The organism is Paraburkholderia sp. TE9906 (assembly GCF_056279605.1).
The window spans coordinates 23,831-36,123 of sequence record NZ_JBWCCT010000003.1 but is presented as its reverse complement, the minus strand read 5'-3'; the positions used below and the strand labels follow the sequence as shown (position 1 = coordinate 36,123).

Genomic DNA, 12,293 nt, shown 5'->3' with positions numbered 1-12,293 from the left:
CACGGGCTGAAGGCCGGTCGGCGCAAGTCGAGTCAGGCGTTTCGGCCCGTACCGTTCGACGTCACTGCATCGGGTCCGCGAGCCAAAAACTCGCGGACTTTTTTATCGCCATGAATCACGACACTTCCCCACTCATGCAACCCACGCTGACCGGCGCGACGGTCGAGCTCCGGCCGCTTCGGCAGGAACACGCGCAAGCGTTGCTCGACGCCGCCGCCGACGGCCAACTCTGGAACATGAAGCTGACCGTCGTGCCCGGACCGGCCACCATCGGCGGCTATATCGCGAGCGCGCTCGACGGCTGCGCGGCCGGCACCGTGATGCCGTTCGTGATCGTGCTGCGCGCGAGCGGCGCGATTGTCGGCAGCACGCGCTTCTGGAAGATCGACCGCGCGAACCGCAAGCTCGAAATCGGTCATACGTGGTTGAGCGAATCGGTGCAGCGCTCGGCGGTCAACACCGAGGCAAAGTATCTGCTGCTGAGCGAGGCGTTCGACGCAATGCAATGCGTGCGCGTGCAGTTCACGACCGATGCGCTCAACGAGCGCTCACGCGCGGCGATTCTGCGCATCGGTGCGAAACAGGAAGGAGTGGTCCGGCATGAACGGATCATGCCGGATGGGCGCAAGCGCAACTCGGTGCGCTTTAGCATCATCGATGACGAATGGCCCGGGGTGAAGACGATGCTGGAAGCGAAGCTCGCGCGTTAATCGGCGCGGCCTCGCGGACGGTCTAGGCTGCAGATGCCGCTCAAGGCCCGCCGCGCTCCGATCCAACGCGCGCACGCGGGCCACTTACCGGTTGCCTTGCAACCTCACGCAACCGCACGACCTCACCGTCTCAAACGTGCGCGTCGCGCTCATTGAGCGGCGCCGCCTGCGCCGCCGCGAACTCCTCGCGCAACGCATCGCGTGCGTGATGCCGGCGTACCCACAGCGCGGTGAGAATCGGCACCAGAATCGCGGTCACGAGGCAAGCCGTCGCGACCATCGCCGTCGCGGCCGGCACCAGCGGCTTGAAGCTCGGAATCATGTCGCCGATGATCGCCGGATTGGCCACCGCGGCCCCCGCCGTCGACGATGCCGCCAGCCCCGCCGCCCCATTGCCGCCGGCAATCCAGCGGTCGGCGAGAATCAGCGGAATGCCCGTCACGACGATCACCGCGAGACCGAGCACGATGCCCGGCAAGCCGCTCGTGACGATCACGTTCAGGTCGATGCCGTTACCGAGCGCAAAGCCAAAAAACGGAATCAGCGGATGCACGCAGCGGCCGAACAGATCGCGCAGATCGCTGTCGAAATTGCCCAGCGCGAAGCCGATCAGGAACGGCAGCACCGCGCCGACAAAGAGCCGCGGCTCGAAGAACGCGACGCCCGTCGCGCCCAGAATGATCATGCTGACGAGCGGTCCCGATTCGACCGACATCAGCACGAACGCGCCCGCCTCCTCCTTGGTCCCGTATTGCTGCATCACCGCGGCATAGAGGCCGCCGTTGGTCATGTCCATCGAAGTCGTGATCGCGAGGATCGAGAGTCCGGCGAATAGCCCTGTCTTGATGCCGTCGACCGGAATGAAGCGCGCCGCGATCATCGTCACGATCCACGCGACCAGCATCTTGGTCGCGAGCAGCGTGCCCGACTTGCGCAGCACGGTGCCGGTCGCCCGCAGATCGATCGTCGCCCCCATGCAGAAGAACCACACCGCCAGAATCGGCACGGTGCCGGTGATCAGGCCGTTGCTGAACGACCCGAAATATTTGCCCGCGCCGGGCGCGAACGTATGGACACAGGCGCCGAGCAGCAGCGGAACCAGCATCAACCCGCCGGGAATGCGGTCGAGGGCCTTCTTGATCTTCATGCCTCCTCCATGGACTTTGCGTCCTGTTGGTCGGGTGAATCACCCGGGGTAAGGTCGCCGGTCTGACGCCGGTCTGCTCCCTTTCGGCGCAATATAACATCGTGAAAGGAACGTCGTTCCGATTCTCTTTATAAATTCGGCTCATCGTTTACCCGCCTGCAGGACGAACGCTTTACCAGGCTCGAAGGCACGCCATAATTTTTCGGACCACTGTTCCGAAACTGCGAATCTGCGCTACAGTCCCGAACAGATCGGCGTGGCCGCGCGGGCGGGGCGGCCCCACGGAAAGCGAATCGAACGGAGAAACAACATGGAAGTGAGACAGGCCATCAACAGCGAGTATGCGAAGACGCTCGATACCGCCGGGCTGCGCAAAACGTTTCTGGTCGAGGAGGTGTTCGAGCGCGACGCGTTGAAGCTCACCTATAGCCATATCGACCGGATCATCGTCGGCGGTGTGTGGCCGGCGACGCGCGCAGTCGAGGTGCCCGGCTCGCTCGGCAAGTCGATCGGCGTCAACTATCTGCTGGAGCGGCGCGAACTCGGGGCGATCAACATCGGCGGCGACGGCTGGGTCGATGTCGACGGTACGCGCCATACGGTGCGCAACGAGGAAGCGATCTACATCGGCAAGGGCGCGCAGGCGATCGCATTCGGCAGCGACGACGCTGCGCGCCCGGCGAAGTTCTATCTGAACTGCGCGCCCGCGCACGAGTCGTATCCGACCCGCACGATCACGCTCGCGCAGGCATCGCCGCAAACGCTCGGCGATCCGGCCACGAGCAACCGCCGCACCATCTACAAGTTCATCGTGCCCGAGGTGCTGCCCACCTGCCAGCTGTCGATGGGCATGACCAGGCTCGAACCGGGCAGCCTGTGGAACACGATGCCCTGCCACACCCACGAACGGCGCATGGAAGTGTATTTCTACTTCGACGTCGCCGACGACGCCGCCGTCTTTCACATGATGGGCGAGCCACATGAAACGCGGCACATTCTCGTGCACAACGAACAGGCGGTGATCTCGCCGAGCTGGTCGATTCACTCGGGCGTCGGTACGCGCGCATACACGTTCATCTGGGGCATGGTCGGCGAGAACCAGGTGTTCGGCGACATGGATCATCTCGCGATCGGCGACCTGCGTTGAGGGCCCGTCCGCTTTATCCCGACGACCATCCGCATACGACATGGGTTTGAATAACGTGAATACTTTCGATCTCACCGGCAAGGTCGCCATCGTCACCGGCAGCAATACGGGGCTCGGCGCCGCGATGGCGCTCGCGCTCGCCGCGGCCGGCTGCGACATCATCGGCGTGAGCCGTGCCGACGCCGGCGCCACGCCCGCGCGCGTCGCGGCCATTGGGCGCCGTTTCGCCGACGTGCGCGCCGACCTCGGCTCGATCGCGCCGGTCGACGACATCGTGCGCGCGGCGGTCGAGGCCTTCGGCCGCGTCGACGTGCTCGTGAACAACGCCGGCATCATCCGCCGCGAGGACGCGCTCGACTTCACCGAAGACGATTGGGACGCCGTCGTCGACGTCAATCTGAAGAGTCTGTTCTTTCTGTCGCAAGCCACGGCGCGGCAGTTCGTCAGGCAGCAAAGCGGCGGCAAGATCATCAACGTCGCGTCGATGCTGTCGTTCCAGGGCGGCATCCGGGTCGCCTCTTATACGGCGGCGAAAAGCGGCGTGCTCGGTCTGACGCGGCTGCTCGCCAACGAATGGGCCGCGCAGCGCATCAACGTGAACGCGATCGCGCCGGGCTACATGGCAACCGCCAACACGACGGCGCTGCGCGAGGACGCGCAGCGCAACGAGGAGATTGTCGGGCGGATTCCGGCGGGCCGTTGGGGCGCGCCAGAAGATCTCGCGGGGCCGGTCGTATTTCTCGCGTCGTCCGCTTCGGACTACGTGCACGGGCATACACTGGCGGTAGACGGCGGGTGGCTCGCGCGCTAGCGGCAGACACGCGCGCGAAGCGGTATGCTTGCGCGCCTCGCCGCACGAGCGGGCGTGACTGACGTGTTCGATCGCGCGGGCCGGCCACGCAGAGGGGCCGTATGGGTCCGTATAGACAGGGAATGACGGAAATGGCAGCAACAGGCAAACAGCGCAAGGACGACGCCGCCGCGCACATACAGGACGCAGAGAGCGGCGAGTCCGGCAACGGCGGCGAACGGGGCGAACGGGGCGAATCGGCGTCGTCGATCGGCCGCGTGTTCGCGATTCTCGGCGCGATCGGCGACAGCGGACAGATCGGCATCAGCGAGCTGTCGCAACGGCTCGCAATGTCGAAGACCACCGTGCATCGCGTGATCCAGACGCTCAAGGCGCTCGGCTATGTGACCCAGGAAGTCGAGACCGAGCGCTACCGGCTCACGATCCGTCTGTTCGAACTCGGCGCGAAGGCGCTGGAGAGCGTCGATCTCGTGCGCGAGGCCGACGTCGAAATGCGGCGCATCGGCCAGGTGACGCGCGAAGCGGTGCACCTCGGCGCATTCGACGAAGACGCGATCGTCTACATCCACAAGATCGACGCCGACTACGGCTTGCGCATGCAGTCACGCATCGGCCGGCGCAATCCGCTGCACAGCACGGCGATCGGCAAGGTGCTGCTCGCGTGGATGGACCCGGCCGACGCGCGCGAAGTGCTTTCGCATGTCGAGTTTCGCAAGTCGACGCAGAAAACCCTCACCTGCGCCGAAGCGGTGCTCAGCATCCTGCCTCACGTGCGCGAGCAAGGTTATGGCGAAGACAACGAGGAGCAGGAAGAAGGACTGCGGTGCATCGCGGTGCCGGTGTTCGATCGCTTCGGCCGCGTGATCGCCGGCCTGTCGGTGTCGTTTCCGACGATGCGTTGCGGCGCCGACACGAAGTCGCACTATGTCGCGTTGCTCAAGCAGTCGGGTCTTGCGATCTCGGCGCGGCTCGGCTATCGTCAAGCGCCGGCGCCGGAGCCTGCACCGGCGGGATAAACGACGCGCTGCAATGACGGCGCTGTTGACTCGACCTGGCCTTGGCGCCGTCACGCCTGTGTGAACGCCGGACGCACATCGTGTCCATTTTACGCATCGAACCTTATCCAGAACTGATGGCACTCGCGTCGTGTCGCGCCTCGACCACGCAGGCCGGCGGCCGCGCCGCTCGCCATGCAACGTCACGCCTCAGTCTGCAACTGAATGTATCCGCCCGGCTTATCCGCGGCGAAACACGATGCGATCCACTTGCCGGCAATTGATGCATTGACCGCTCAATGCGCGCAGTCATGCGCAATGCGTGGGCGCCGCGTTTTTTTCATAGTCTGTTCAATGGCTTGCGGCTGTTGCGGCAAGCTCGCCATCGCCCGATGAAACGCTCCCTCGACGCCCTCCTCACACGCCGCGCCCGTTAGCCACGCGCGTTCGCATCGACACGTCCTGTTACACACAAACACAACGAAAATGCCGCCGCTCAGTAGAGTTCGCTTCACAAGCAAAACGGAGCAACGACATGAAAAGAATTCTCGCCCTGGTCATTCTGGCAGCAACGCTCGGCAGCACGCTGAGCGGTTGCATCGTGGTCCCCGAAGGCGGCTATCACGATCACGACCACCACCGCGATCACGACCATTACTAATGCGCATCGCGCGCGAGCATGTCCCCTCAATCGTAGAGACCGAGAATAAAACATGAGCAATTCAAAAAACCGCTGGCTCTCGTTGGCGATCGTTGCAGGCGTGGGAATCGGCGCATCGTCGGGCGCGCTGGCCCACGTCGATGTCGGCGTGAACATCGGCGTGCCGGGTGTCGTGTACGCACCCGAGCCGGTGTATGCGCCGCCCCCGCCTCCGCCGGTGTACGCACCTGCGCCGCCGCCCGTGGTCGTGGTGAGCCCCGGCTGGTACGGCGAGCGCTATTACGACGGCCACCGCTACTGGGAACGGCGCGAATGGGAAGAGCGTCATGACGACCGGCGCGAGTGGCGCGAGGCTCGCGGCCCGCACGGTCACGACAACGGCTGGCATGGCCATGGCGACGACCACGGGCACAATCACTGATGCCTGGACGGCGGCTGCGTCGATGACGCAGCCGTATCGCGTGGGCATGCTCGCCACCCCTTTTGCAGGAGCGACGAATTGCTACGCAACGATCCAAGACGAGTAACGGCGCACATCGATGGTTCGCTCATCTGCGCCGAATACAGCGAACAGACTGGTCAATTGTGTTTGCGCCAGGACGGCGCGCTGTTGCGCGAGTGGTTCCCACCGCATTCGTGGATGGCGATTGCATCGGTGGCGGGCGCACAGCATTGGGGGACTCGCCCTACCGACGATGAACTGCATGCGCTGTTGCGCAACGAGATGGCGTTGTTGCGTACGCCCTGACTGGAACCCCGACGACACGCGCGCGACGAATCGCTCGTCGCGCGGTGGGTCATGTATGGCTTCGTTAAGTGCTTACGCGCGAGCCATTCTTATGAATACCTCGCCCGCACCTGCGCTCAACGCGCGTTGTAGATCGGCGGCGAGTAGGAGCTGACCGTCGTGTCGGTGCCGCGACCGGACTGCGACGTACCGTGGCTGCTTGCACCATACCCGCTGTCATCCGTTCGAGCTGCGTGATGCGGGCGGGCGGCTGGCGTCTGCGTGGCCTGCGAGTCCTGAGAACCGGGATCACCGGCCGGTTGGGCGAACGATGCGACCGGCGCGGCAAGACCGACGGCGAGAGCAACAGTTTGAATGAGCAACTTCATGACACCACCTCCAGAGATTGTCTCCACATGCGCTGCCCGCGTGACTCGCGCGGCAGCATTGAAGGCAGTGTAGGTGGCTCACCTGACGGGATAAATCCGTCAATCACGAATTCACTGTTGTTTTTCAGACCACAATGAAAGTGGCTGCCGGTCATGAAGGCGTGGCGCCATTGTGCGGCCCCCCCCTTTGCCACGCAGCGGTCATTCGAGCGCGACGGCAGGATTTGCCCCCTGCTCCGAAGACGCGTCTGCCCGCACGCGCCGCATCATCAGATACACACCGCTCGCGGCGATCACCGACGGCACGGCCAGCAGACTGAACACCGCGCCGAACTGCCAGCCGAGCCCCATCAGCACGGCGCCGACCAGCGCGCCCGCCACACCGCCGATGCGGCCGATCCCCAGCATCCACGCTACCCCCGTCGCGCGCGCCCGGGTCGGATAGAAGCTCGCGGCGAGCGCCGACATCGACGTGACCGCGCTCGTCGCCACCGTGCCGGTGAGGAAGATCAGCGTGCCGAGCCAGACCTGATGTCCAACGCCACGTCCGACCAGCAGCACCAGCACACCCACCAGGACGAAGGTCAGCGCCACCACGCGATGCCCGGCAAAACGGTCCATGATCCAGCCGACGCACAGATTGCCGAGTACGCCGCCAAGCGGAAAAAGTGAGGTCATCAGCGCGGCTTTTTCGCCGGAGAAACCGGTGTCCTTGAACAGCGTCGGCAGCCAGTTGGTCAGCAGGTAATAGATCAGCAAGCCCATGAAATACGCGAGCCACAGCATGAGCGTGCCGAAGCGGTAACGTGAGGACAGCACGATGGCGAGCGCCCATTGAGGACGCGCGCCGGATTTGCTCGCGTTGCTTGCCGCAGCCTCGTGGCCTGCGCGCGCATCCACCGCGACGAAGCGGCATCCTTCGAAGCGGCTATGCGGCGCAATACGTTGCAGGATCCGCGCGATGCGCCGATCCGCCTGCCTGCGCACGGCAAGAAACTGCACCGACTCCGGCAGCAGCAGAATCAGCAGCACGGTCAGCGCGATCGGGCCGACGCCGCCTGCCACCAGTACGCTGGGCCAGCCGAAATGCGGAATCAGCCACGCGGAAGCCACACCGCCAATCGCCAGTCCGCACGAAAATCCGCAGAACATCCCGTTGACCGCGACCGCGCGAAGCCGCGCCGGCGCGTATTCGGACATCAGCGTGACGGCGTTCGGCATCGCCGCGCCGAGGCCCAGCCCCGTGAGAAAGCGCAGCAGCGTCAGCGCTTCGATCGAGTTCGCGCGAGCCGCCGCGAGACTCCACACGCCGAAGAAGAACACCGACAACACCAGCACCGTTTTGCGTCCGAGACGATCCGCGAAAGGACCGGCCGCGAGCGCGCCGATCCCGAGCCCGACGAGCGCCGCGCTCATCACGGGCCCGAGCGAGCTGCGCGCGATGCCCCACTGCTGCACCAGTGACGGCGCGATGAAGCCGACCGCGGCCGTATCGAAGCCATCCGCGGCAACGACGAGAAAGCACAGCAGGAGAATCGTCCATTGATACGGCGAAAAGCGCTGCTCGTCGATGAAGGCCTGAACATCCACATTGCGTTCGGAGCGGATCATTTGAGGTCTCCCCGAGCGAGGGTGGCGCGTGTTTCACGACCGTACGGGCGCAGGACTTTCGCCCTGCCTGGTTGAGGCTTTTTCATTGCGGTGTCTCCGTGATATGACGAGGTGTTTTTTATTGTTCGGAATGCTATGAATAATGCGGCTGCCTATGCCGAGATTCGCTCGCGGCGTTCAGGAGGCTGTCAGTCGCCGGCGGCGCCGTACGCATGCCAGCCTCCATCGACGCTCAGCACCGTGCCGGTGATGTAGCTCGCCGCGTCCGACGCGAGGAAGCTGATTGCCCGCGCGATTTCATCCGGCTGTGCGAGGCGGCCCATCGGGGTGCGCCGCTCGATGGCCTGCAGATTCATCTGGCCGTTGCGCTTGAGCGTCTCCACCAGTTCGGTGGCGACATAGCCTGGCGCCACGGCGTTCACGCGGACGCCGTCGCGCGCCCATTCGCAGGCGAGCGAACGCGTCATCGCCACGATGCCCGCCTTCGCGGCGCCGTATGCGTTGCGCGCCGGGATGCCGGCGAGCCCCGCAATCGAGCCGAGATTGACGATCGCGCCGCTGCGCTGCGCGAGCATGACTCGGGCCGCCTCGCGGCATGCGAGGAAGGTGCCGCGCACATGGATGTCGAGTAGCCGGTCGAACGCTTCGACGTTCTGCTCGATCGTCGGATGCGGTTGATCGCCGTTGCCTGCGTTGTTGACCAGCACGTCGAGCCGCCCGAAACGCTCGATGCATGCGCCGATCAGCGCGCGCACGTCGGCTTCGACGGCCACATCTGCGCCGATGCCCAGATGAGCCGCACCTAATGCCTGCGCGCGTTCGCCAGCACGATTCGCATCCATGTCGGCAATGACCACGCTATAACCTTCCTGCGCGAAACGTTGTGCGCTCGCCCAGCCGATACCGTTCGCGGCGCCTGTCACGAGCGCGACGCGTCGTGTTCGATCGTTCATGTTTTGTCTCCTCCTGAATGATGCGGCGCCGCTAGCGAAGCATCGCCAGGCTCCTGAAATCGACGCGTTTGATGATGCGGCTTTCCTGCGCGACGATCAGATGCGCCGACGCCTGCAAATACGCGGGCCATTGCGGATCGGCGTCGCGCGCGGTGCGACGCTGGTCGTAGTCGGCAATGCTCTCGTAGCCCCACAGATGCACGACCTGATTCAGCGCGCCGATGTCGCTCATATAGAAGCCGACCGGCGCACCGAGATACTTCACCTGGATCGGCATGGCCAGCTGGTCGAATACCTCGATGAATTCCGCCATGCCGCGCGGGCGGATCGTATAGATGCGGTGATCGACAAACGGTTTGCCGCTGCTCATGTGCCTGTCCTCAACACGGTTTCGGTGTTGCGGGCGCCTGCGTTGCCGCCCCGGTCGTGACTTGCGTTCGCGCCGCTTGCACCAGTTTCACCGGTCTCACCGACGCCTGCCAGATGCCGCCCGGTGATGTAACCGAACGTCATGATCGGGCCAAGCGTGATGCCTGCGCCGGGATAGTTGCCGCCCATCACACTCGCGCGATCGTTGCCGACTGCATACAAGCCGGAAATCGGCGCGCCGGCTTCGTCGAGCACTTCGCCGGTCACTTTGGTCGAAATGCCATCGAAGGTGCCGAGGTCGCCCATCACCACCTTCAACGCGTAATACGGGCCATTGCCGATCGGCGCGACGCATGGATTCGGACGGTGCTCCGGGTCTGCAAGATAGCGGTTGAACGAGGTCGTGCCGCGCCCGAACTCGGGGTCTTCGCCGCGCACTGCATCGGCGTTGTAGCGTTTCACCGTCGCTTCCAACGCCGCACCGTCGAGCCCCGCGTTGCGCGCGAGTTCGGCAAGCGTGCGGCCGCTCGTCAGATAGCCGTTGCGCAGCAGCGGTCCGAGCGGGACCGGGGCGGGCTTCGCGAAACCAAGCCCGTATTTGCGGATTGTCGCGTGATCGCAGATCAGCCACATCGCGGTTTCGCGCTCGTTCGCGCACGCTTCGATCATCGCCGCGCCCACGTCGTGATACGAATTCGCTTCGTTGGTGAAGCGTTTGCCCGCGCGCGTCACGCCGATGATCCCAGGCTTGTAGCGATCGAGCAGATGCGGAAACACGCCGACGCTGCCATCGCGCATCGGCACACGCGAGACCGGCATCCAGGCCGCCGGTTGCGGATAACGGATCGTCACTTTCGCGCCCAGCCGTTCCGCCATGCCGACGCCGTCGCCGGTATTGCCGGTCGGCACCGACGACACGTGCTCACCGCCACGCCGCACGTGCGGATACGCACGGGCGATGCGCGCCACGTCATGCGAGAAGCCGCCGCACGCGAGCACGACGCCGCGCCGCGCGGTAATGCGCATCTCGCCGTCTGGTCCGCTAACGAGCGCACCCGTCACGCGTTGGCCCGCGACGGTCAACTCGCGCGCCGCGGTGTTCGTGTGAACCGGAATGCCGAGGTCGAGCGCGGACTTCGCGAGTCGTGCGGCGAGCGCGTTGCCGCTCGTGACCTGTACGCCGCGCCGGTACAGCGCGAGATCCTTCAGGTGGCTTGCAAGGCGCTTCGCCACGTACAGCGCGGACGTCAACGAGCGCGTCGCGTTGAAAAAGTGCTTGAGGTCCGCGTTCGACGAATTGAACATCATGCCGATGAACGTGATCGTCTTCAGCGGCGGCCGCAAACGCCCGATGTCCTTGCCGAGCGCGCGTGCATCGAACGGCGCGGCTACCACCGAGCGGCCGATATCCACGCCGCCGCCCACGTTCGGGTGATAGTCGGGATAGAGCGTCGGCACGAATTTGACTGCGGTCTCCCGTTCGAAGAACTCGAGCATGTGCGGGCCGGTGTCGAGAAACGCGTCGACGGCGGCGGCATCGAAAAAGGCGCCGGTCTCGTTGCGCATGTAGGTCAGCGCCGCCTCGCGCGTGTCGCTCACGTGATTGCTGCTAGCGTGACGATTGCCCGGAATCCACAGCACGCCCCCGGAAAACGCGGTCGTGCCGCCAAAGAATGGCTCCTTCTCGATCACGATCACGTCGAGCCCCTGCTTGCGCGCAGTGATGGCCGTCGAGAGGCCGCCCGCGCCCGAACCGATGACGAGCACGTCGCAGGTCAGTGTGGTGTTGCCGGTTGCACGTGTTGCGGTAGTCATGATGTGCGTCCTTGTCCTTGTGCGGGGGCTTGGCGAGTGACCGGCACAGCCGCTGTGGCTTCGAAGCCTGGGCGCGGCACGAGGTCCATCAGCATGCTTTCGAGCCCGCCGTCGACGACGAACTCCGCGCCGTTCACATACGCGGCGCGAGCGCTGCCGAGAAACGCGACGACATCGGCGATGTCGTTGGGCTCGCCGATACGGCGGCTCGCCGTCATCGCGCTGCGGCGCCGCTCGATGTCGCCATGCTCGTAGAACGCGGCGGACAACGGCGTGCGGATCATGCCCGGACACACCGTGTTGCTGCGGATACCGCGCGGCCCCCACTCCGCCGCGATCTGTTTCGACAGCATCGCCACGCCGGCCTTGCCGGGGCTATACGCGCCGCTGTAAGTCTGTGGATGATGCGCGGCCACCGACGCGACATGCACGATCGCGCCCGCGCCCCGTTTCAGCATGCCGTGGCCGAACTGCTGCGAGCACAGCATGTAGCCGGTCAGGTTCACACGCAGCATCGCGTTCCATGCATCCAGCGCGATCTCCTCGATGCCGCCCGGGCGCAGCAGGCCCGCGTTGTTCACCAGCACATCGGCCGCGCCGTACGCCGACTCGACGCCCTGCACGGCGCCGCGCACGCTGTCGATGTCGCCGATATCGCAGGCCAGCGCCAGTGCTTCGATGCCGTTCGCGTTCAACGCTTGCGCAAGCGCGCGGCACTTGTCGTCGTCACGGTCGAGCAATGCGAGCCGCGCGCCGGCCCCGCCCAGCACGTGAGCGATCGCACTGCCGATGCCCCCGGCCGCGCCGCTCACCACGCAGACCTTGCCTTCGAGGCCGAGCCAATGCCGCGGGTTCGCGTCCGCATCGGGTTTCTTTATTTGATTAGTCATCCGAATCTCCATGATTTTGATTGCCGGTATGGCGTGCCGCGTCGATACCTGCACCGCGCTATCCCAGC

The 12,293-nt window shown here is 65.0% G+C and carries 14 protein-coding genes; 7 read left to right on the top strand and 7 right to left on the bottom strand.

The genetic code is table 11. The features are described 5' to 3' along the window. The first annotated feature begins 110 nt into the window (after positions 1–110). On the top strand, positions 111–710 hold the full coding sequence (locus ACZ9H4_RS07935) for a GNAT family N-acetyltransferase (RefSeq protein WP_476118679.1): 600 nt from the start codon (positions 111–113) through the stop codon (positions 708–710). A 130-nt stretch (positions 711–840) separates the two neighbouring features. Here the strand turns inward: ACZ9H4_RS07935 and kdgT are convergent, their stop codons facing one another. Next, a complete protein-coding gene (kdgT, locus tag ACZ9H4_RS07930; protein ID WP_408142105.1) occupies positions 841–1,857 on the bottom strand; it encodes a 2-keto-3-deoxygluconate transporter in 1,017 nt (338 codons plus the stop codon). Positions 1,858–2,167: 310 nt separating this feature from the next. On the opposite strand from kdgT, the gene kduI reads away from it, so the two are divergent. The 6 genes from kduI to ACZ9H4_RS07900 all read left to right on the top strand — a co-directional run bounded on the left by kduI (position 2,168) and on the right by ACZ9H4_RS07900 (position 6,219). Further along, positions 2,168–3,004 carry a 5-dehydro-4-deoxy-D-glucuronate isomerase gene (gene kduI / locus ACZ9H4_RS07925; RefSeq protein ID WP_476118677.1) on the top strand — a complete coding sequence of 279 codons (837 nt, stop codon included), beginning with the start codon at positions 2,168–2,170 and terminating at the stop codon, positions 3,002–3,004. Positions 3,005–3,044: 40 nt separating this feature from the next. Further along, on the top strand, positions 3,045–3,815 hold the full coding sequence (gene kduD, locus ACZ9H4_RS07920) for a 2-dehydro-3-deoxy-D-gluconate 5-dehydrogenase KduD (RefSeq protein ID WP_408324444.1): 771 nt from the start codon (positions 3,045–3,047) through the stop codon (positions 3,813–3,815). Between the two features lie 131 nt (positions 3,816–3,946). Continuing rightward, positions 3,947–4,831, top strand: coding sequence for a DNA-binding transcriptional regulator KdgR (gene kdgR, locus ACZ9H4_RS07915; protein WP_476118676.1), 885 nt, complete (start codon positions 3,947–3,949; stop codon positions 4,829–4,831). A 514-nt stretch (positions 4,832–5,345) separates the two neighbouring features. Continuing rightward, a complete protein-coding gene (locus tag ACZ9H4_RS07910; protein WP_277873540.1) occupies positions 5,346–5,471 on the top strand; it encodes a hypothetical protein in 126 nt (41 codons plus the stop codon). A gap of 52 nt (positions 5,472–5,523) precedes the next feature. Continuing rightward, positions 5,524–5,892: a hypothetical protein gene (locus ACZ9H4_RS07905; protein WP_476118675.1), complete on the top strand. Its 369-nt coding sequence runs from the start codon at positions 5,524–5,526 to the stop codon at positions 5,890–5,892. A gap of 78 nt (positions 5,893–5,970) precedes the next feature. Beyond that, the gene (locus tag ACZ9H4_RS07900; RefSeq protein ID WP_175157536.1) at positions 5,971–6,219 is read left to right on the top strand and encodes a hypothetical protein; all 249 of its coding nucleotides are present in this window, start codon (positions 5,971–5,973) and stop codon (positions 6,217–6,219) included. A 116-nt stretch (positions 6,220–6,335) separates the two neighbouring features. On the opposite strand, the gene ACZ9H4_RS07895 is transcribed toward ACZ9H4_RS07900, so the two are convergent. The 6 genes from ACZ9H4_RS07895 to ACZ9H4_RS07870 form a co-directional block, all read right to left on the bottom strand. Further along, the gene (locus ACZ9H4_RS07895; RefSeq protein ID WP_476118674.1) at positions 6,336–6,587 is read right to left on the bottom strand and encodes a hypothetical protein; all 252 of its coding nucleotides are present in this window, start codon (positions 6,585–6,587) and stop codon (positions 6,336–6,338) included. A 201-nt stretch (positions 6,588–6,788) separates the two neighbouring features. Continuing rightward, positions 6,789–8,198: an MFS transporter gene (locus ACZ9H4_RS07890; protein ID WP_476118673.1), complete on the bottom strand. Its 1,410-nt coding sequence runs from the start codon at positions 8,196–8,198 to the stop codon at positions 6,789–6,791. A 188-nt stretch (positions 8,199–8,386) separates the two neighbouring features. Then, positions 8,387–9,151, bottom strand: coding sequence for an SDR family NAD(P)-dependent oxidoreductase (locus tag ACZ9H4_RS07885; protein ID WP_408142091.1), 765 nt, complete (start codon positions 9,149–9,151; stop codon positions 8,387–8,389). A gap of 31 nt (positions 9,152–9,182) precedes the next feature. Further along, a complete protein-coding gene (locus tag ACZ9H4_RS07880) occupies positions 9,183–9,521 on the bottom strand; it encodes an NIPSNAP family protein (protein WP_168661879.1) in 339 nt (112 codons plus the stop codon). Further along, complete coding sequence (locus ACZ9H4_RS07875) at positions 9,518–11,335, bottom strand: FAD-dependent oxidoreductase (protein ID WP_476118672.1); 1,818 nt, start codon at positions 11,333–11,335, stop codon at positions 9,518–9,520. Before ACZ9H4_RS07875 ends, ACZ9H4_RS07880 begins: the two co-directional genes overlap by 4 nt. Beyond that, on the bottom strand, positions 11,332–12,225 hold the full coding sequence (locus ACZ9H4_RS07870) for an SDR family NAD(P)-dependent oxidoreductase (protein ID WP_476118671.1): 894 nt from the start codon (positions 12,223–12,225) through the stop codon (positions 11,332–11,334). The genes ACZ9H4_RS07875 and ACZ9H4_RS07870 overlap by 4 nt, the downstream gene beginning before the upstream one ends. Between the last annotated feature and the right edge of the window lie 68 nt (positions 12,226–12,293).

Coding starts and splice junctions, on each gene's coding strand:
- ACZ9H4_RS07935 (WP_476118679.1), top strand. CDS start 111: ATGAATCACGACACTTCCCCACTCATGCAACCCACGCTGACCGGCGCG.
- kdgT (WP_408142105.1), bottom strand. CDS start 1,857: ATGAAGATCAAGAAGGCCCTCGACCGCATTCCCGGCGGGTTGATGCTG.
- kduI (WP_476118677.1), top strand. CDS start 2,168: ATGGAAGTGAGACAGGCCATCAACAGCGAGTATGCGAAGACGCTCGAT.
- kduD (WP_408324444.1), top strand. CDS start 3,045: ATGGGTTTGAATAACGTGAATACTTTCGATCTCACCGGCAAGGTCGCC.
- kdgR (WP_476118676.1), top strand. CDS start 3,947: ATGGCAGCAACAGGCAAACAGCGCAAGGACGACGCCGCCGCGCACATA.
- ACZ9H4_RS07910 (WP_277873540.1), top strand. CDS start 5,346: ATGAAAAGAATTCTCGCCCTGGTCATTCTGGCAGCAACGCTCGGCAGC.
- ACZ9H4_RS07905 (WP_476118675.1), top strand. CDS start 5,524: ATGAGCAATTCAAAAAACCGCTGGCTCTCGTTGGCGATCGTTGCAGGC.
- ACZ9H4_RS07895 (WP_476118674.1), bottom strand. CDS start 6,587: ATGAAGTTGCTCATTCAAACTGTTGCTCTCGCCGTCGGTCTTGCCGCG.
- ACZ9H4_RS07890 (WP_476118673.1), bottom strand. CDS start 8,198: ATGATCCGCTCCGAACGCAATGTGGATGTTCAGGCCTTCATCGACGAG.
- ACZ9H4_RS07885 (WP_408142091.1), bottom strand. CDS start 9,151: ATGAACGATCGAACACGACGCGTCGCGCTCGTGACAGGCGCCGCGAAC.
- ACZ9H4_RS07880 (WP_168661879.1), bottom strand. CDS start 9,521: ATGAGCAGCGGCAAACCGTTTGTCGATCACCGCATCTATACGATCCGC.
- ACZ9H4_RS07875 (WP_476118672.1), bottom strand. CDS start 11,335: ATGACTACCGCAACACGTGCAACCGGCAACACCACACTGACCTGCGAC.
- ACZ9H4_RS07870 (WP_476118671.1), bottom strand. CDS start 12,225: ATGACTAATCAAATAAAGAAACCCGATGCGGACGCGAACCCGCGGCAT.